At 60.2% G+C, this 18,362-nt stretch carries 15 protein-coding genes; 11 read left to right on the forward strand and 4 right to left on the reverse strand.

Annotated elements, in window-relative coordinates; translation table 11 throughout:
* Positions 1-429: 429 nt before the first annotated feature.
* The 5 genes from G6K99_RS16935 (at position 430) to G6K99_RS16955 (ending at position 8,105) form a co-directional block, all read left to right on the forward strand.
* Entirely contained in the window at positions 430-1,377 is a 948-nt protein-coding gene (locus G6K99_RS16935) for a phosphoribosylaminoimidazolesuccinocarboxamide synthase (protein ID WP_174197337.1), read from the forward strand.
* 48 nt (positions 1,378-1,425) lie between these two features.
* On the forward strand, positions 1,426-2,028 hold the full coding sequence (locus G6K99_RS16940) for a TetR/AcrR family transcriptional regulator (RefSeq protein ID WP_062463649.1): 603 nt from the start codon (positions 1,426-1,428) through the stop codon (positions 2,026-2,028).
* Positions 2,029-2,173: 145 nt separating this feature from the next.
* A complete protein-coding gene (locus G6K99_RS16945) occupies positions 2,174-3,367 on the forward strand; it encodes an efflux RND transporter periplasmic adaptor subunit (RefSeq protein WP_174197249.1) in 1,194 nt (397 codons plus the stop codon).
* A 66-nt stretch (positions 3,368-3,433) separates the two neighbouring features.
* Positions 3,434-6,544 (forward strand): efflux RND transporter permease subunit, encoded by a 3,111-nt coding sequence (locus G6K99_RS16950; protein WP_062463643.1) that lies wholly within the window; start codon positions 3,434-3,436, stop codon positions 6,542-6,544.
* Positions 6,545-6,656: 112 nt separating this feature from the next.
* The gene (locus G6K99_RS16955; protein ID WP_062463641.1) at positions 6,657-8,105 is read left to right on the forward strand and encodes an efflux transporter outer membrane subunit; all 1,449 of its coding nucleotides are present in this window, start codon (positions 6,657-6,659) and stop codon (positions 8,103-8,105) included.
* Positions 8,106-8,235: 130 nt separating this feature from the next.
* Here G6K99_RS16955 and efp read toward each other — a convergent pair whose 3' ends face one another.
* Positions 8,236-8,805: an elongation factor P gene (gene efp / locus G6K99_RS16960; protein ID WP_062463637.1), complete on the reverse strand. Its 570-nt coding sequence runs from the start codon at positions 8,803-8,805 to the stop codon at positions 8,236-8,238.
* A 162-nt stretch (positions 8,806-8,967) separates the two neighbouring features.
* Between efp and epmA the strand changes: the two genes are divergently transcribed.
* The gene (epmA, locus tag G6K99_RS16965; protein ID WP_174197250.1) at positions 8,968-10,038 is read left to right on the forward strand and encodes an EF-P lysine aminoacylase EpmA; all 1,071 of its coding nucleotides are present in this window, start codon (positions 8,968-8,970) and stop codon (positions 10,036-10,038) included.
* Positions 10,039-10,052: 14 nt separating this feature from the next.
* Positions 10,053-11,081 (forward strand): lysine-2,3-aminomutase-like protein, encoded by a 1,029-nt coding sequence (locus tag G6K99_RS16970; protein ID WP_180215557.1) that lies wholly within the window; start codon positions 10,053-10,055, stop codon positions 11,079-11,081.
* A 41-nt stretch (positions 11,082-11,122) separates the two neighbouring features.
* Here the strand turns inward: G6K99_RS16970 and G6K99_RS16975 are convergent, their stop codons facing one another.
* Positions 11,123-12,136 carry a glycoside hydrolase family 5 protein gene (locus tag G6K99_RS16975; protein WP_244631510.1) on the reverse strand — a complete coding sequence of 338 codons (1,014 nt, stop codon included), beginning with the start codon at positions 12,134-12,136 and terminating at the stop codon, positions 11,123-11,125.
* Positions 12,137-12,500: 364 nt separating this feature from the next.
* On the opposite strand from G6K99_RS16975, the gene purU reads away from it, so the two are divergent.
* Together purU and G6K99_RS16985 are read left to right on the forward strand one after the other, a co-directional pair.
* Positions 12,501-13,385 carry a formyltetrahydrofolate deformylase gene (gene purU / locus G6K99_RS16980; protein WP_113112157.1) on the forward strand — a complete coding sequence of 295 codons (885 nt, stop codon included), beginning with the start codon at positions 12,501-12,503 and terminating at the stop codon, positions 13,383-13,385.
* A 486-nt stretch (positions 13,386-13,871) separates the two neighbouring features.
* A complete protein-coding gene (locus tag G6K99_RS16985) occupies positions 13,872-14,069 on the forward strand; it encodes a hypothetical protein (protein WP_062576904.1) in 198 nt (65 codons plus the stop codon).
* Positions 14,070-14,135: 66 nt separating this feature from the next.
* Here the strand turns inward: G6K99_RS16985 and G6K99_RS16990 are convergent, their stop codons facing one another.
* Positions 14,136-14,372, reverse strand: a complete 237-nt coding sequence (locus tag G6K99_RS16990) for an Lrp/AsnC ligand binding domain-containing protein (protein ID WP_062463623.1) — start codon at positions 14,370-14,372, stop codon at positions 14,136-14,138.
* A gap of 46 nt (positions 14,373-14,418) precedes the next feature.
* Positions 14,419-15,357: a LysR family transcriptional regulator gene (locus G6K99_RS16995; RefSeq protein ID WP_174197253.1), complete on the reverse strand. Its 939-nt coding sequence runs from the start codon at positions 15,355-15,357 to the stop codon at positions 14,419-14,421.
* Positions 15,358-15,449: 92 nt separating this feature from the next.
* Here G6K99_RS16995 and G6K99_RS17000 point away from each other — a divergent pair, with 92 nt between their 5' ends.
* Positions 15,450-16,733, forward strand: a complete 1,284-nt coding sequence (locus tag G6K99_RS17000; protein ID WP_174197254.1) for an FAD-binding oxidoreductase — start codon at positions 15,450-15,452, stop codon at positions 16,731-16,733.
* A gap of 83 nt (positions 16,734-16,816) precedes the next feature.
* Positions 16,817-18,358, forward strand: coding sequence for an aldehyde dehydrogenase family protein (locus tag G6K99_RS17005; protein WP_174197255.1), 1,542 nt, complete (start codon positions 16,817-16,819; stop codon positions 18,356-18,358).
* The last annotated feature ends 4 nt before the right edge of the window (positions 18,359-18,362 follow it).

Raw genomic sequence — 18,362 nt, forward strand, 5'->3', positions numbered from 1 at the left:
AAGAGCCAAACCGTAACCCGGCCCCAATCAGCATCCGCCAATCTTTTAAGGTTTTCACCGAAACGAAGAAGTCCGTCGCTAGCAGCGCCGCCGCCCTCGGTCAGTGAGCGGGTTATAGATCCGAGGCCTAGAACAAGTCAACAGGCCTAGTCGCAAAAACTTCAAGAAAAATGCAAGGCGTTGGATTAACATGATAATTCGCCTTTTAAAGCGCAAGGAGGCCGTCAGGACCCGGTTTCCCGAACTCCAATCCGTCTGTCGCTCTCCTTGCCGACCACCGATCGCTGGTTCCGGCTTCCTCACCTCCTGCGACGCATCTCCATCCCGGCAATCGCCTTGTGCCGGCGCGGAAAAACATGGCATAGCCACAGCTCGGATTGATATCATCGAGGCCTTGCAAGCCGCCTCTATATAGAGAGAGCCATGACCGTGCGCGTATTAGACGAAGCCTTCATTGCGGAACTGCCAAACTACTATCGCGGCAAGGTGCGCGATAATTACGATCTGCCTGACGGTTCGCGCATCATCATCTCGACCGACCGGATCAGTGCTTTCGATCGGATCCTGACGGCAATCCCGGATAAGGGGCACGTGCTGACGCAGACTGCCCGCTACTGGTTCGATGCAACGGCCGATATCTGCCCCAACCACGTCATCTCCTATCCGGACCCGAATGTCGTCATCGGCAAGCGGCTGGATATCCTGCCCGTCGAGATCGTCGTGCGCGGCTACCTCGCCGGCACGACCGGCACATCGCTTCTGACACTCTATAAGAAGGGTCAGCGCCGCATGTATGGTCTCGAGCTGCCCGACGGGCTGAAGGACAACCAGGTTCTGCCGTATCCGGTGATCACCCCCACCAGCAAGGCATTCGACGGCGGTCATGACGAACCACTGACGCCGGATGATATCATTGCGCAGGGACTGCTGACGGCGCAACAGTGGGAAACGCTGTCGCGCTATGCGCTGGCATTGTTTGCCCGCGGCCAGGAGCTTGCGGCAAAACGCGGCCTCATACTGGTTGATACGAAATACGAGTTCGGCACCGACACGGATGGTACCATCATTCTCGCCGACGAGATCCACACGCCCGACAGCAGTCGTTACTGGATTGCCGACAGCTATGACGACGCCTTTTCAACCGGCGGCCGTCCAAAAAGCTTCGACAAGGATTTCATCCGCTCTTGGGTGGTCGAACGCTGCGATCCCTACAAGGACGATATTCCGGAAATCCCGGCCGATCTGATCGAGGAAACGGCCAAGGTTTACCGAACCGCGTATGAAACGATCACGGGCGCGCGTTTCGTGCCCGATGAGCGCGGCGAGACGGTGCTGGCGCGCATTCGCAAGAACCTCGAGCCGTATTTCGGTACTTGATCAGCAGCAGTCTCCGGGCGGTATCGGCGGCACACACTTGAGGACATCGTGCGAAGACCAAGGCGCAAGGCGGAAGAGACAAAAGCGGATATCCTGACGGCCGCCGAAGCGCTGCTCAGGAAGAAGGGTTTTGCCGGCTTTTCGATCGCCGACCTTGCAGCCGAATTGCAGATGTCGCCCGCCAATGTCTTCAAGCACTTTCAATCCAAGACGGTGCTTGCGGATGCAATCTGCGACCGGCACACCACCAGGATGATCGGTCGCTTCGACGCGAAGGACGATTCCGTCCCGGCGCCGGCGAGGCTGGGGCTTGTCGCGCGCCGCCTGATGGACGCGCATCTGGCCGATATCAGGGATAATCCGCTGTTTTTCGAAATGCTGGCCATGATGGCAAGTACCGACCTGCCCAGCGGCCGGCATTATCGAAAGCTCATCGAGGATCTTTTCGAAAGCGTCGTTCGCCACGGCTTCGAAACCGGGGTCTACAAGTCCGCACCGGAAAGTACCATCGGGCGGAGCGTTGCCCCTTGCTTTGCAGGGGTCCTCCACCATGTCTTTCTTATACATGCCGACGAGGCGGAGCTGCATGCCCGCTGCGACGGACTTGTCGAACTCGTGAATGCTGCACTGCAAAGCCCGCTTGCAAAGTGACGATAAGTGAATTACGTCACTTCGAGGCTGGGCTGTGGCGGTTCCGCCCCTTGCCATGCTTCCTCCCGCTTCTTGTGGGTTAACCTGTCCCTCCCGAGGAAATCCGGTTCTTCGGAATGCGCAACGACCGGCCCTGGATCCAACGATGACCCGTCGCAAACTGCTTCTCCCCCTCCTTTTCACGGTCTTGCTCGCCTCCTGCAGCGATTCCGATCAGCAGAACGCAAACGCTCCAGCCGGCGGCGCACCTCAGAAGCCGCCGCAGGCCGTCAGCGTCGTCGTCATGCAAAAGGCCGAGCGGCCGATCACCTCGGTTTTGCCGGGCCGCGCCGTTGCGTTCCAGACGACCCAGATCAGGCCGCGTGTCACCGGCGCAATTCGCGAGATCAGCTTCAAGGAAGGAAGCGAAGTCAAGGCGGGCGACATCCTCTATCAGATCGAGGACAATCTCTACGAGGCGACCGTCGCGCAGGCGAGAGCCAGTCTTTCCAAGGCCGAAGTCAGCATCCCGGCGGCACAGGCGAACCTCACGCGCTACGAGCGGCTGGTCAACAGCGGCGCAACGCAGATCGAATATGAAAATGCGAAGGTCACCCTGCTGCAGGCCCAGGCCGATGTGGCGCAGGCGCAGGCCGCTCTGCAATCGGCCGAGATCGATCTCGACCTGACCAAGATCAGGGCGCCCTTCGATGGCGTCACGACCATCTCCAATGTCAGCCTCGGCAATATCGTCACCGCCAACCAGACCGACGCGCTGTCGACACTGCGCAAGCTCGATCCGATCTATATCGATCTCATCGATTCCAGCACCAATCTCCTGGAGCTTCGTGCAGCCTTTGCGTCCGGCCGGGTCACCGGCGATCCGCGCAACGCCGAGATCCGATTGCGGTTGGAGGACGGCAAGGCTTACGAACCTGCCGGCAAGCTCGACATGTCGGAAATGGCTGTCAGCGAAACCACCGGCACGTTTCAGATCCGTGCCGTGTTCCCCAACCCGGACAATATCGTTCTGCCCGGCATGTATGTGCGTGCGACGGTGACGCTTGGCAACGAAAACGGCTATCTGATCCCGCAGCGTGCCGCGACCCGCAATGCCCGTGGTGAACTGACGGCGAAATTCGTTGGCGCGGACAACAAGGTGGAAACGCGGACCTTCACGGTCAGCACCACATCCGGCAACAACTGGCTGGTCACCGACGGCATCGCGGACGGCGATCGCCTGATCGTCGACGGGTTCCAGTGGATTGCCGACGCCGCCGCCGTCCAGCCTGTCGAAGTCACGGTCAACGAGCAGGGATTTACAGTCGAGAAGCCGAAGGTTGATGCGCCGAAGCCGTAGAGGTTGAGGTCCGCATCTCGCAACAACGCGAAGAACGCCGCCCCGAATACGGCAAGGAACAAGTGAATGGCCCATTACTTCATCCGGCGGCCCGTCTTCGCCTGGGTTATTGCGATCGTGATCATGCTCGGTGGTGCGCTTGCCATCACCACGCTGTCGATCTCGCAATATCCGGATATCGCCCCGACCACGGTGCGCATTTCTGCCAGCTATAACGGCGCCAGCGCCGAAACCGTCGAGAAATCGGTCACAACGATCATCGAAGACGGCATGACCGGACTCGACGATCTCACCTACATGAACTCGTCGTCGTCAACGGGACGCGCGACCGTCACGCTGACATTCGGCAACTCGATCATGCCTGATATCGCCCAGGTTCAGGTGCAGAACAAGTTGCAGCTGGTACAGTCCCAGCTGCCTGACGTCGTGCAGCAGTCCGGCATCGAAGTCTCGCGCTCCACCTCCAGTATCCTGATGGTCGGCGCGCTCGTGTCGTCGGACGGCAAACGCAGTTCGGTCGATCTCGGCGACGTGTTCTCGACCCAGATCGAAGATCAGGTGAAGCGCCTGGAAGGCGTCGGCAGCATCAATATCTTCGGCTCAGGCTATGCAATGCGCGTCTGGCTCGATCCCTTCAAGCTCCAGAAATACCAGTTGACGTCGGCTGACGTCACGTCCGCGATCGAAGCGCAGAATACCCAGGTGTCCGTTGGTTCGCTCGGGGCGCAGCCCGTGTCGGAAGGCCAGCAGCTGACCGTCACCATGACCGCCCAGAGCCAGCTGACCACCGTCGACGACTTTGAACGGATCATCCTCAAAGTCGGACAGGACGGCGCAACGGTCAGGATATCGGATATCGGCCGGGTCGAGATCGGCCAGGAAAGCTATGGTGGCAGCTCCCGCTTTAACGGCAAGCCGGCGGCGGGCTTTGCGGTCAACCTCGCGACAGGCGCCAATGCGCTCGATACCGCCGAAAGGGTAAAAACCGCCCTCAACCGGGTTGAGCCGACGCTTCCCGAAAATGTCAGCATCACCTATCCCTACGACACGACGCCGTTCGTCGAGCTGTCGATCGAGAAGGTCATTCACACGCTGATCGAAGCGATCGTTCTGGTGTTCGTGGTGCTTCTGGTCTTCCTTCAGAACCTGCGGGCAACGCTGATCCCCATGGTCGCCGTTCCGGTGGTGCTGCTCGGGACCTTCGGCATCCTGGCGCTGACGGGCTATTCGATCAACACGCTGACCATGTTCGCCATGGTGCTGGCGATCGGCCTTCTCGTGGATGACGCGATCGTCGTCGTCGAAAACGTCGAGCGCATCATGGACGAGGAAGGTTTGTCTCCGCTCGAGGCGACCGAAAAGTCCATGCACGAAATTACCGGTGCCATCATCGGCATCGCGCTGGTTCTGACGGCCGTGTTTATCCCGATGGCCTTCTTCGGTGGGTCGACAGGCATCATCTATCGCCAGTTCTCGATCACGATTGTTTCTGCCATGCTGCTTTCTGCCGTGGTTGCGATCGTGCTGACGCCGGCGCTCTGCGCGACGATCCTGAAGCCGGTCAATCACGAGAAGAAGAACAAGGGTATCGGCGCCTGGTTCAACCGCGGCTTCGACAAGACGACAAACGGCTATGTCGGATCGATCGGTTATCTTCTGAAGCGGCCGCTGCGCGTCATGCTTCTTTTCGCACTGATTGTCGGCGGTTGCGGTCTGTTGTTTTCAAGGCTCCCCAGTTCCTTCCTTCCGCAGGAAGACCAGGGCGTTCTGATGGTGCTTGTCCAGACTCCCAACGGTTCGACGACCGCCAGAACCGAGGAAGTGGTCAAGCAGATCGAGTCCTTCTTCCTCAACGACGAGAAGGACAGCGTCGCTTCGGTGTTCGGTGCGATGGGCTTCAGCTTCAACGGCACCGGCCAGAACAATGCGATGATCTTTGCCAAGCTCAAGGATTTCGACGTTCGCACCGAGCCGCAGCAGGAAGCGGCCGCCGTTGTGCAGCGGGCTCAGCGCCATTTCTTCGGACTGCGTGACGCGCAGGTGTTTGCGCTTCTGCCACCAGCAATCCAGGGCCTCGGCAATTCCAGCGGCTTTTCGATGTACCTTGTCGACAGCGGCAACAACGGCAATCCCGCTTTGACGAGCGCATCGCAGCAGCTGATGCAGATCGCGGGCAGCAACCGCAATATCGGCTCGCTGCGCAGCAACTCGCAGAGAACCGAAACGCAGCTGCAGATCCTGCTCGACCAGGAGAAGCTGGGTGCGATGGGTGTCGACCTCGCTTCGGTCAATTCGATGCTCACCACCATCTTTGCCGGTCGCGACGTCAATGACTTCACGCTCGAGAACAAGCTGAAGCCCGTCTATGTGCAGGGTGATGCGCCTTACCGCATGCAGCCGGAAGACCTCAAATACTGGTTTGCCCGCAACACCGGCGGCGAGATGGTCCCGTTTTCGTCCTTCAGCACCGTCCAGTGGAACACGGGCACGCCGCAGCTTGCGCGGTTCAACGGCGTCAGTGCCATATCGCTTGACGGCGCGACCGGCGCCGGCGTCAGCACCGGTCAGTCCATGGACGAGATGGAGAAGCTGACTGCGGCATTGCCGGGTGGCTACTCCGTGGCCTGGCAGGGCATCTCCTATCAGGAACGGTTGTCTGGCTCCCAGGCTCCCATGCTTTACGGCCTGTCCGTTCTGATCGTATTCCTCTGCCTTGCGGCACTTTATGAAAGCTGGTCGATTCCGTTCTCGGTCATTCTCGCGGTTCCGATCGGCGTCCTTGGCGCATTGGCTGCAGCCTATCTGCTTGGCCAGTCGAACGACGTCTATTTCAAGGTCGGTCTTTTGACGACGATCGGATTGGCGGCGAAGAACGCCATCCTGATCGTCGAATTCGCCAAGGATCGTCAGGAGACAGGTATGGGCGTGCTCGAAGCGACCCTCGAGGCCGCAAGATTGCGCCTTCGTCCGATCATCATGACGTCGCTCGCATTCATTCTCGGCGTGGTACCACTTGCGATCGCAACGGGTGCCGGCTCTGCCGCTCAGAACGCCATCGGCATCGGCGTGCTGGGTGGTATGCTTTCTGCAACACTGCTCGGAATTTTCTTCGTTCCGTCCTTCTTTGTTGTTGTGCGCCGGTTATCAAAGCGTGAAAAACAAGTGAAGACAGTGTGAATCTGTTAACGGATTGCCAGCATCGAATCGCCGCTCGTCTGAGCGGGAGGCTGTGCAGTGATTTGCTCCGCTGTTCGCGGGGCCCCATTCTTAAGCGTTTCGGGACAAAGATATGACATCCATTCGCGTAGCCGCCCCTCTCGTCATGCTCCTCCTTTCCGGCTGCGTGGTCGGACCGAACCATCAGGCGCCGGAAGTGTCCCTTCCTTCGAAGTTTGCCGAGGGTGCGCAGACGAGCAATGGCGACGTTTCCATGAAGGCTTGGTGGACGGCGTTTTCCGACACGCGCCTGAACGGCTACATGCAGACGGGCCTGTCGCAGAACCTCAGCGTTCTTCAGGCCCTGGAACGCATCAACCAGGCCCAGGCGTCCGTCGTCAGTGCCGGCGCCGGCGGTCTTCCGTCGCTCGATATCGATGCGCAGGGCGAGCGTAGCGGCACGAAGGACATCGGCGGGCGGCTCGGTCCAACATCGACCGCTCCGCAATCATCCGCCGTCGGTGGAGCCAGCGCGTCCTGGTTCCTGGATCTGTTCGGCCTTTACCGCCGCAGCAAGGAATCGGCTCTTGCCAGTCTCGACGCCGCCTATGCAAGCGTCGACGTTGCGCGCCTGAGCCTGCTTTCGCAGGTTGCCGCAGCCTATATCGATGTTCGCTACTATCAGGAGCGTATCGCGATCACCAAAAAGAACCTCGGTTCTCGCCGTGAAACGCTTGATCTCACCAAGCTTCAGCTGGAAGCCGGTGCTGCCTCCAGACTGGATGTTGTTCAGGCCGAAGGTCTTGTGAACTCGACACTTTCAGAGCTGCCAGGTCTCGAGACCCAGTATCGCACCGCCGCGCATCGCATCGCGACGCTTCTCGGCATGCCGGCGTCCACACTGCTTCCTGAACTGCAGCGAGGTGCCCGCCAGCCGGTCGCCCGCTACAGCACCAAGACCGGCATTCCCGCCGACCTGATCCGCAATCGACCTGACATCCGTGCGTCCGAACGGCAGCTTGCCGCAGCCGTTGCGCAGATCGGCGTTGCCGAAGCACAGCTCTATCCGGCGATTACGCTCGGTGGCTCCATTTCGCCATCCTACACCCGCGTTGCCGGAAGCGGCGAAAGTGGCATCCTGTCCTGGTCCTTCGGTCCGGCCTTGTCTCTTCCGATCTTCGACGGCGGCGCCCTGCGTGCCAACGTCAAGTCGTCCGAATCGTCAGCCCGCGAAGCCTATCTGTCCTGGAAGCAGACGGTTCTCGATGCCGTCGAGGAAGTCGAGAACGCGCTTGCCGCCGTTGCCCGCGATGGCCGCACCGTGGCAGCGCTCCGTGCGACCGTGAAATCCTATGAGGAAGCTCTGCAGCTCGCGACCGCCAGCTATCGTGATGGCGCCTCCTCGCTGCTCGACGTTCTCGACGCACAGCGCGAAGTCTCCACCGCCCAGGCAAGTCTGGCCCAGGCCGTACAGCAGATGGCGCAGGACTATGTCTCGCTCAACGTCGCACTCGGTGGCGGTTATGCCTTCGGATCACCGACGGCACAGGTGGCCTCTGCCAAGCTGGTTCTGAAAAACTAAACAGCGAAACAGGATGGACCGGCCGGTTCGCCGGCCCTTTTCTTCTCGCAGGATCGCCAGACAACAAAAAACCTCCGAAGCCTGCGGCTCGGAGGTTTTTTTTATGCTCGAATGAAGCCTGATGCTTCGATCAGTTCTTGGCGCGCTCGACGTAGGAATTGTCTTCCGTGGCAATGACGACGCGGGTGCCGGTATCAACATGCGGCGGAACGGCCGTGCGGATGCCGTTCGACAGGATCGCCGGCTTGTAGGAGGACGATGCTGTCTGTCCCTTCGTGACCGGCTCTGTCTCGACGATCTCAAGCGTGACGTGACGCGGCAGCTGCAGCGCGAGCGCGATGCCTTCATGCATAGACAGGACGCAGGTCATGCCTTCCTGCAGATACGCCTTCTGGTCGCCCATCGTATCCACGTCCACGACGATCTGATCGTAGTTTTCCGGGTTCATGAAGTGGAAGCCTTCGCCGTCTTCATAGAGGAACTGGAAGTTGACGTCTTCGACGAAGGCGCGCTCGACCTGTTCCGTGGTGCGCCAGCGTTCCGACACCTTCACGCCGTCAACGATGCGACGCATGTTGACCTGTGTCACCGGAGTGCCCTTGCCGGGGTGGAAGTTCTCGGCGGTGAGAACCACATAGAGCTTGCCGTCGACGTCGATGACGTTACCCTTGCGGACGGAAGATGCGATGACCTTGACCATTTGAATTCCTTGTTGGCGTGCCGGCTTGTAACTGCCGGGAATGCGTCGTAGAGGACCGGGCGATAACCGGCCTGAAGGACGGATGATCTGTTTTCCGGGCAACTACCGCAAAAACGCGCAAAGTGGAAGCCTTGCGGGCAAGAACCCGCGAAGAAAGCCGAAATGAGCCTGTTTCACTCCGAAGCCCGATCTGCCCCGTGGTGGACACCGGAAAGTCACGCCGACCGGCGTCCTTTCCTGATGGGCCGCAACGCGCTTCAAACGGCGCTGCGGGGTTTCTTCGGCAAAGCGGATTTTATCGAGGTCGACACAGCGACCTTGCAGGTATCGCCCGGCAACGAAACCCACCTTCATGCTTTCGCGACGCAAGCGCTGACGATCGACGGCCGCGCAACGCCACTCTACCTGCACACTTCGCCGGAATTTGCTGCAAAGAAGCTGCTTGCGGCCGGCGAGAAGCGCATATTCACCTTCGCGCATGTCTATCGCAACCGGGAGCGCGGACCGCTGCACCACCCGGAATTCACCATGCTGGAATGGTACCGGGTTGGTGAAAACTACGAGCAGCTGATGGCCGATTGTGCCGACATGCTGAAGCTTGCCGCCGAGACCACGGGAACGAAGCAATTTTCGTTTCGCGGCATGCAAACCGACCCCTTTGCCGAACCTGAGATCGTGACGCTGGCGGAGGCGTTTCTCCGCTACGCCGGGATCGACCTGCTTTCGTCCGTGCGAACCGATGGCGCGACCGATCGCGACGCGCTCGCAGCCGAACTGACCCGCACCGGCCATCGGGTTTCGGATGACGATACCTGGGCGGATCTGTTCAGCAAGGTTCTCGTCGAAAAGATCGAACCGCATCTCGGTCAGGGCCGGGCGACGATCCTCTGCGAGTATCCCATCTCGGAAGCAGCCCTCGCCCGACCCTCGGCCCGCGATCCCCGCGTTGCCGAACGCTTCGAGCTCTACGCATGCGGCGTGGAACTGGCGAACGCTTTCGGCGAACTGACTGATGCGGCCGAACAGCGCCGCCGGTTCGAGCACGACATGGCGGAGAAAGCGCGCATCTACGGCGAGACCTATCCGATCGACGAGGATTTCCTGTCAGCGCTTTCGATCATGCCGCAGGCGAGCGGCGCAGCACTGGGCTTTGATCGCCTGGCGATGCTCGCAACCGGCGCGACCCGCATCGACCAGGTCCTGTGGGCGCCCGTCGCCGAGGTTCTGCCGTGAGCGTGGCGCGTACCTTGAAAACGCCCGAGGAACTGGCCGATGCAGGTCTGATTGCGCAAGACCGTCTCGACGGCATCCGTGCCGTCGCCGGCAGTTACGCGATCGCGCTGACGCCGACGGTCCTCTCGCTGATCGACCCGACCGATGACGCCGATCCGATTGCACGACAGTTCGTGCCCGACGCGGCCGAGCTTGTCGGCACACCGGACGAACGGGCCGATCCGATCGGCGACGCGGCGCATAGTCCGGTCAAAGGCATCGTCCACCGCTACCCGGACCGCGTCCTTCTGAAGGCCGTGCACATCTGTCCTGTTTATTGCCGTTTCTGCTTTCGCCGTGAAATGGTTGGCCCGCAGGGCGATGGAACGCTTTCGCCGGACGAACTAACGGCCGCGCTCGACTACATCCGCACTCATGAGGAAATCTGGGAAGTCATCCTGACCGGCGGCGATCCGCTTGTCCTGTCTCCGCGCCGGCTTTCCGTGATCATGGCTGGATTGGCTGAAATCGAGCATGTCAAAATCGTGCGCTTTCATACGCGCGTGCCGGCGGTCGAGCCCGAGCGGGTGGATTCGCCGATGATTGCGGCGTTGAAGGAAAGCGGCAAGACAATCTATGTGGCGCTCCACGCCAACCATCCCCGCGAAATGACTGAGGACGCGCGGGCTGCCTGCGCAAGGCTGATTGAAGCCGGCTTTGCGATGGTCAGCCAGACGGTCCTGCTCAAAGGCATCAACGACGACCCGAAAGTGCTCGGCGACCTGATGAAGGCTTTCGTCGAAACGCGCATCAAACCCTATTACCTGCACCATCCGGACCTGGCACCAGGCACAGGCCATTTCCGGCTTGATATCGCCGAGGGCCAGAGGATCGTTTCGGCTCTGCGCGGCACCATTTCCGGGCTTTGCCAGCCAACTTACGTGCTCGATATTCCAGGTGGCCACGGCAAGGCGGTGATCGGCGAAAGCGCTGCGCGTGCTGAAGGTGGCTGCTATTCGGTGAGCGATTTCCGCGGCAACGAACACACCTATCCGCCAATGTGAACTCTCTCCGCGTTCGATGATTCACGTGAAATAGCGAGAGCTTAACGCCCGCAGGAAGCATTCTCCGACATCGCTTTCAGAAGCGTTGCCATCTGGGGTTTGTCGGCTTGGCGAACCGGCTGGATGTTAAGGATCTCGTCTTCCGGCCACCAGTCACCGGCTGCCCAATAGGCCCAGCCCAGCCACGCATCCGGGTTGCTCTCGACGACCTTGACCATATCGACCAATGCCGACTGGCATTCCGGCTGGCGCGGAACGGCAAACTCACCCAGCAGGCCACGCCGGTTGTTCTGCTTCAACCAGGTGCCGACGTCGGAGAGCGCCTTGACCGCATCGGCGGCACGCGAGCATTCGTCATTCTTGCCGGAGAAATCCTGGTCAAGATACTGGTGCACCTCGAAAACGTAATTGTTCTGCGGGTCGACGATCGCCGACATCGCGGCAGCGTTGGTGGTGCCGTAATCGCCGGCAGACCAGCTGTGGGCGCCGGTCCAGGCCGTGCCGGGAACAAGGATCAGACTGGCGGACCCGGCCTGCCGGATGGCTGCGATCGCACCGTTGGCGGCGGACACCCAGTCTTCGGCTGCAATACCATGCGGTTCGTTCATCAAACCGAACGCAATGTCTGCCTCTGTGCCAAACCGTACCGAAAGCCTACGCCAAAAGTCGGCGAACGCGCTTTGCGGAACGTTGTCCGTCCCGATCAGATCACCCTTGTAGCGCGCGTAGTTGTGCGGATCGAGAATAACGACCATCCCGGCTTTGCGTACGAGCTCGACAGTAGCCGCAAGCCGCTTGGCCTCAGCCCGATCAAACGACGCATAGAGCTTAGGCTGCAACCTTTCCCATAGAAATGGCAGCCGAACGGCCGTGAACCCCTTGCTCGCAAAATAGCGGATCGTTTCGGCTGAAGGGTAAGTGTAGCCTTTACCGTAGACATCGCCAACCTTGCCGAATTCGGCACCGGCGAGATTGATGCCCCGCATACAGGTCGTGGCAGCAGAAACCGGCTGCGTCGCGAGACCGGCCGCACCGATCAAGGCGATTCCCCTCAAGGCAATGCTTCTGAGGTTTCTACCCAACCAGGCCTTACCCTGAAACCGCCCCGCATCTCTAGCCACCAGCATTCCTCCCGTATCTTACAAAATCCGACGAAATAAATATTCGAAAATATTGAATGACAAATGCGCGGCGGACCAAGCGCCGCGACGGTGATCAACGCGTGAAAGGCGCAAAAGGACCGGAATTTTTGACGTCCTTGCCTAAGCTGCTGTTTGTAAGGGTGGAACGTTCCATTGCTTTGAGCCGGAACGGAAAAACGCCTCCGTATTTCTGTTGTTTCCTACGCCATCGGATATGGTCCGCCGGCGTGGTTATGTCTACAAGGATTTCCGCCAAGTGCAGACCAAGGGGTTATCGATGAAAAGCTATGTACTGACCGTCACCTGCCGTTCCACGCGCGGCATTGTTGCTGCGCTTTCCGGCTTTCTGGCGGAACAGGGCTGCAACATCATCGACAGCTCGCAGTTCGACGATCTGGATACCGGCCGGTTCTTCATGCGCGTCTCGTTCATTTCCGAAGAAGGCGTCGGTCGCCCGGCAATTGCCGAAGGCCTCAAGCCGATCGCCGAAAAGTTCGAGATGGAATGGGACATCTTCGATACCGAGGAGCGCATGAAGGTGCTTCTGATGGTGTCGCGCTTTGGCCATTGCCTCAACGATCTTCTCTACCGCTGGAAGATCGGCGCGCTGCCGATCGATATCGTCGGCGTCGTCTCCAATCACTTCGAATACCAGAAGCAGGTGGTCAACAACGATATCCCCTTCCACCACATCAAGGTGACGAAGGAAAACAAGCCGCAGGCCGAGGCCCAGTTGCTTGATGTCGTCGAGGCAAGCGGGGCCGAACTGGTGGTGCTCGCACGCTACATGCAGGTCCTGTCGGACCAGCTGTGCCAGAAAATGTCGGGCAAGATCATCAACATCCACCACTCCTTCCTACCGAGCTTCAAGGGTGCAAACCCTTACAAGCAGGCCTATCAGCGCGGCGTGAAGCTGATTGGGGCGACAGCCCATTACGTCACCGCCGATCTCGACGAAGGCCCGATCATCGAGCAGGACACGGTGCGCATTACCCACGCGCAATCGCCCGACGATTATGTCTCGCTTGGCCGTGATGTGGAAAGCCAGGTTCTGGCCCGCGCGATCCATGCGCATATCCACCACCGCACCTTCATCAACGGCAATCGCACGGTGGTCTTCCCGCCGAGCCCCGGCTCCTACGCCTCCGAGCGTATGGGGTAATCCATCCGAGTCATCTAATGCTTTGATCCGACTGTCGGTTTACCGACGGTCGGCGCAGCGCCGGATAACAACGTGTCACAATAACTTTAGCCGGTCTCATCTTGTCGCAGACGAGGCCCGCACCTATTTCCTGGCTTGTCGAAGGACAGGCCATCGCGAATGAAATTTCACATTTCCGCCGCGATACTGTCATCAGACAGAAAAATATTTCCTTCAAAAGGATTTTCGTTGATCGCATTCTGCGAGTCACCTAAAGTCCACTTTCGATCGACGGACGTTATCCGTCGGCATTTTACGCAACGCCATGAGGGAGAGTGACATGATTAAACCTGCTTACGTCGCCGCCTACGGTCGGTTCGCGTATAAGATGCTAGGCACGGAGCGTAGCTCCCTTCCGTGCTGTCGAATGTAGACCTTTCAGTTCTTTCGTTCCTGAAAATCCATTCGCCAGTGCTGCGCTTTAGGCAGCAAACGCGGGAGCATGCCATGCAAAAGCAAGTTATAGAATTCGGCGGCGAGCCCGTCGGTATCGTTATCCCGGACGAAGACCGGTTGAAATTCATTGCCGTGAAGTTTCACGTCATCGATCTCGATGAGCAGCGTTTCAATTCGCCCGACGAAGTGAAACTGGCCATCCGTGACCTGGTGCGTGCACGCGCCCAGGCACCGACGGCGCTTGCCTGATCAAACCTGATCATCAAGACAGAAAAGCCGCCCTTGAGGCGGCTTTTCTATTGAAGGCATCACGGATCAAAATGCCGTGAACGTCATCGTCGTCAGCGACCGCTCGATACCGGGGATCGAGGCAATCTTCTCGTTGACGAAGCGGCCGATTTCATCGTCGCCGCTGATATAGACTTTCAGAAGCAGGTCCCAGTCACCGCTGGTGGAATAGAGTTCGGAAGCCAGCTCGGTCTTATAGATCGCATCGGCGACCTCGTAGGTCTTGCCGGGCTTGCAGCGAAGCTGGACGAATATCGGTTTCATCAGGGTCTTCCCGTCGGTCGGTCAAAACAATAACAAGTCTCACGGACTATTGGCCGATAGCGCCCATGATCGCAAGTGACCGGTCGCCATCCGCTTCGATCTCCCGCGAGATCCAGTCGCGAAAGACGGCAAGCGGCGGATAGGTTGCGCGGTCGGGTGGATAGGCGAGATAATATTGTCCCGTCCCCATCGATCCCCCGGCAACCGCCTCCACCAGCAGCCCCTGTTGCAGTTCGCGCTCGATCAGAAAGCGCGGAAGCAGCGCCGTGCCAAGGCCCGCCACGGCCGCCTCGACCATGGTCGCAAACTGATCAAACAGCATGCCATGCAGTGCGTCGAACTCGGTTGCCGCTGTGCGGAACCACGTCTCCCAGGCATCCGGCCGGCTGTTGAGGTGAAGCAGCGGCGCATGCACCAGATCACCGGGTGCCCGAATGGCGTGCTTCCTTAGGAAATCCGGGCTGCAGGCCGGGATCACATCCTCGTCCATCAGGAATGTCAGGGCAGCACCCGGCCAGCGCGCCGAGCCGAAATGGATCGCCGCATCCAGCGTATCGAACCGGAAGTCGAACGGCTCGAGCCGCGTGGTCAGGTTGACGACGACGCCGGGATGAAGATCGAGAAACCGACCGATCCTTGGAGTGAGCCAGCGCGTGCCGAAAAACGGCAAAATGCCGAGATTGAGCGTACCGCCGGACGGATTTGCCCGAAGGTTGAGCGACGCATTGGAGATCCGCCGCAGCGCTTCACGCACCTCGCGCGCATAGGCATCGCCGGCCAGCGTCAGCCGGATCGTTTGACGCTCGCGAAGGAACAGCGCCACGCCCAGCTGTTTTTCCAGCGCGGAGATCTGTCGGCTGACGGCGCTCTGCGTCAGGCCGAGTTCGTGCGCCGCCGCAGTGACGCTGCCACTGCGAGCCGCCGCCTCGAAGGCGGCGAGAAGCGAAAACGATGGAAGAAACCGTCTTGGCGGGAGCATTGTCATTCCTCCCGCGAATGACCTGTTGAGATTATGTCGATATTCATCGGGAAACGGGTTCTGTAAAGTCTGCAAAACATAAAGTGCGAGAACTTTCGATGCTCGACGACCAGCGCTCCCACGGCCTCTGGGAAAGAACCGCTCCTGCGGCTCCTTCCACTCTTCCTCTGAGGGGATCAACGTCGTCGGACGTGGTGATCGTCGGCGGCGGTTACACCGGTCTCTCCGCGGCCTTGCATCTGGCGGAACGCGGTGTCGACGTGGTTCTCCTCGAGGCCGCCGAGATCGGCTTTGGCGGTGCCGGCCGCAATGTCGGGCTGATTAATGCCGGCATGTGGGTCATGCCCGACGATTTTCCGAAAGAACTCGGCGATCTCTACGGCGAGCGGGCGCTCGACCTGCTCGGCAACGGCCCCTACCTCGTCCGCGAACTGATCGAGAAGCACGCCATCGCCTGCGAGCTCGAAACCAACGGCACGCTTCACTGCGCTGTTGGTGACAAGGGACTGCGGGAACTGGAGGAGCGCGCGCGCCAGTGGCAAAAGCGCGGTGCCCCGGTCACCATGCTGGATGCCGCAGAGACCGAACGCCGGATCGGCACAAGCGCCTATTCAGGCGCGCTTCTCGACATGCGCGCCGGCACGCTCCAGCCGCTCGCCTATGCCCGCGGCCTTGCCCATGCGGCGATCAAGGCCGGGGCCAAAATTCACACCGGCAGCGCCGTCATCGAAACGTCCGAAGCCGATGGCAAGAAGATCGTTAAGACTGCTGACGGCGAAGTTCACGCCCACTGGATCATCGTATCGACCGACGCCTACAGCACCGGCCCGTGGGCGCAGATACGGCGCGAACAGGTGCACCTGCCCTATTTCAACCTGGCAACAAAGCCGCTGTCCGCCAACCTGCGCGGATCGGTTCTGCCCAATTGCGAAGGCTGCTGGGATACGAAGGAAGTCCTGTCCTCCTTCCGGATGGACCAAGCCGGCCGCCTTGTCTTCGGGTCCGTCGGCGCATTGCGCGGAACGGGCCTCGACATCCACAAATCCTGGGCGCGGCGGTCGCTGAAGCGGCTGTTTCCGCAGCTCGGCGACGTGGAATTCGAGGCCGAATGGTATGGCAAGATCGGCATGACCGACAACGCCCTGCCGCGCTTCCACAAATTCGGCCGCAACGTCATCGGCTTTTCCGGCTATAACGGTCGCGGCATCTCGCCGGGCACCAATTTCGGTAAGGTTCTTGCCCGCCATATCCTTGGCGAGATCACCGAGGAAGACCTGCCGCTGCCGCTGACCACGGTCATGGAACCAGGCTTTCGCACCATCAAGGAAGCCTATTACGAGGCCGGCGCTCAGATCGCTCATTTCACGGGCGAACGCTTCTGACCCAGAACGAATATCGGCGCACCTGTTGTCAAACCGGCGCCGATTTGTAGATTGACCCCAAATTTCGATATCCGGAGACCGACATGACGCTCGCCAAACTCGACCTCGTCGCCGAAGTGGACAAGATCTTTGCTGATCTCGGCGTCACAGCCGACCAGTACAAGGGCGGGACACTCACCGTCCGCTCGCCGATCACAGGCACGGAAATCGGCAAGCTGCCGGAAGTGAGCGCAGACGATGCCGGAAAGGCGATCGACGCAGCGCATCAGGCCTTCCTCGAATGGCGCCTCGTGCCGGCGCCCAAGCGTGGCGAACTGATCCGTCTCCTGGGCGAGGAACTGCGTGCCGCCAAGACTTCCCTCGGTCGCCTCGTGTCGATCGAAGTCGGCAAGGTCACATCCGAAGGTCTTGGCGAAGTCCAGGAAATGATCGACATCTGCGATTTCGCAGTCGGCCTGTCGCGCCAGCTCTACGGCCTGACGATCGCTACCGAGCGTTCCGAGCACCGGATGATGGAAACCTGGCATCCGCTTGGTCCCGTCGGCATCATCTCCGCGTTCAACTTCCCCGTCGCCGTCTGGTCGTGGAATGCAGCGCTTGCCCTCGTCTGCGGCAATTCCACCATTTGGAAGCCTTCGGAAAAGACCCCGCTCACCGCACTCGCCACCCAGGCGATCTTCGAAAAGGCGCTGTCGCGCTATATCGCCGATGGTGGAAAAGCCCCTCAGAACCTCTCGACCCTGCTGATCGGCGGCCGCGACATCGGCGAAATCCTCGTGGACCACGACAAGGTGCCGCTCGTCTCTGCGACAGGCTCCACCCGCATGGGCCGCGAAGTCGGTCCGCGGCTGGCGCAGCGCTTTGCCCGCTCCATTCTCGAACTCGGCGGCAACAACGCCGCGATCGTCACCCAGACGGCCGATCTCGATCTGACCCTGCGCGGTGTCGCCTTCTCTGCCATGGGCACAGCCGGACAGCGCTGCACGACGCTCCGCCGCCTCTTCGTCCATGACAGCGTCTATGATGCGCTCGTGCCGCGCCTTGCCAAGGCCTACCAGTCGGTCACCATCGGCTCCCCGCTGCAGGACGGCAATCTCGTCGGCCCGCTGATCGATCAGGCCGCTTTCGACAAAATGCAGGCAGCACTCGAGGCAGCCAAGGCCGCCGGAGGCACAGTCGTTGGCGGTGAACGCGTGCTGGATGGCGAAGCGGCTGATGCCTATTACGTGCGTCCGGCCATCGTCGAAATGCCTGATCAGACCGGCCCGGTCAGAGACGAAACCTTCGCACCGATCCTCTACGTCATCCGATATCAGGACTTCGACGAAGCGATTGCGCTGCACAACGACGTGCCCCAGGGCCTGTCCTCCTCGATCTTCACCAACGACATCCGGGAAGCCGAAGCCTTCGTATCTGCGCGCGGATCCGATTGCGGCATTGCCAATGTGAATATCGGTCCGTCGGGCGCTGAAATCGGCGGCGCTTTCGGCGGCGAAAAAGAAACCGGCGGCGGACGCGAATCGGGCTCCGATGCGTGGCGCGCCTATATGCGCCGCGCCACCAACACCGTGAACTATGGCCGCACCCTGCCGCTCGCGCAGGGCGTCAAGTTCGATATCGACTGATACT

Source organism: Neorhizobium sp. AL 9.2.2 (assembly GCF_013317225.1).
In the GTDB taxonomy this organism is placed as follows: domain Bacteria; phylum Pseudomonadota; class Alphaproteobacteria; order Rhizobiales; family Rhizobiaceae; genus Neorhizobium; species Neorhizobium soli.

What these genes read in the sequence shown, in the direction of transcription:
- G6K99_RS16945 (WP_174197249.1), top strand. Translation starts at nt 2,174, where the DNA reads ATGACCCGTCGCAAACTGCTTCTCCCCCTCCTTTTCACGGTCTTGCTC.
- G6K99_RS16950 (WP_062463643.1), top strand. Translation starts at nt 3,434, where the DNA reads ATGGCCCATTACTTCATCCGGCGGCCCGTCTTCGCCTGGGTTATTGCG.
- G6K99_RS16955 (WP_062463641.1), top strand. Translation starts at nt 6,657, where the DNA reads ATGACATCCATTCGCGTAGCCGCCCCTCTCGTCATGCTCCTCCTTTCC.
- efp (WP_062463637.1), bottom strand. Translation starts at nt 8,805, where the DNA reads ATGGTCAAGGTCATCGCATCTTCCGTCCGCAAGGGTAACGTCATCGAC.
- epmA (WP_174197250.1), top strand. Translation starts at nt 8,968, where the DNA reads ATGAGCCTGTTTCACTCCGAAGCCCGATCTGCCCCGTGGTGGACACCG.
- purU (WP_113112157.1), top strand. Translation starts at nt 12,501, where the DNA reads ATGAAAAGCTATGTACTGACCGTCACCTGCCGTTCCACGCGCGGCATT.
- G6K99_RS16985 (WP_062576904.1), top strand. Translation starts at nt 13,872, where the DNA reads ATGCAAAAGCAAGTTATAGAATTCGGCGGCGAGCCCGTCGGTATCGTT.
- G6K99_RS16990 (WP_062463623.1), bottom strand. Translation starts at nt 14,372, where the DNA reads ATGAAACCGATATTCGTCCAGCTTCGCTGCAAGCCCGGCAAGACCTAC.
- G6K99_RS16995 (WP_174197253.1), bottom strand. Translation starts at nt 15,357, where the DNA reads ATGACAATGCTCCCGCCAAGACGGTTTCTTCCATCGTTTTCGCTTCTC.
- G6K99_RS17000 (WP_174197254.1), top strand. Translation starts at nt 15,450, where the DNA reads ATGCTCGACGACCAGCGCTCCCACGGCCTCTGGGAAAGAACCGCTCCT.
- G6K99_RS17005 (WP_174197255.1), top strand. Translation starts at nt 16,817, where the DNA reads ATGACGCTCGCCAAACTCGACCTCGTCGCCGAAGTGGACAAGATCTTT.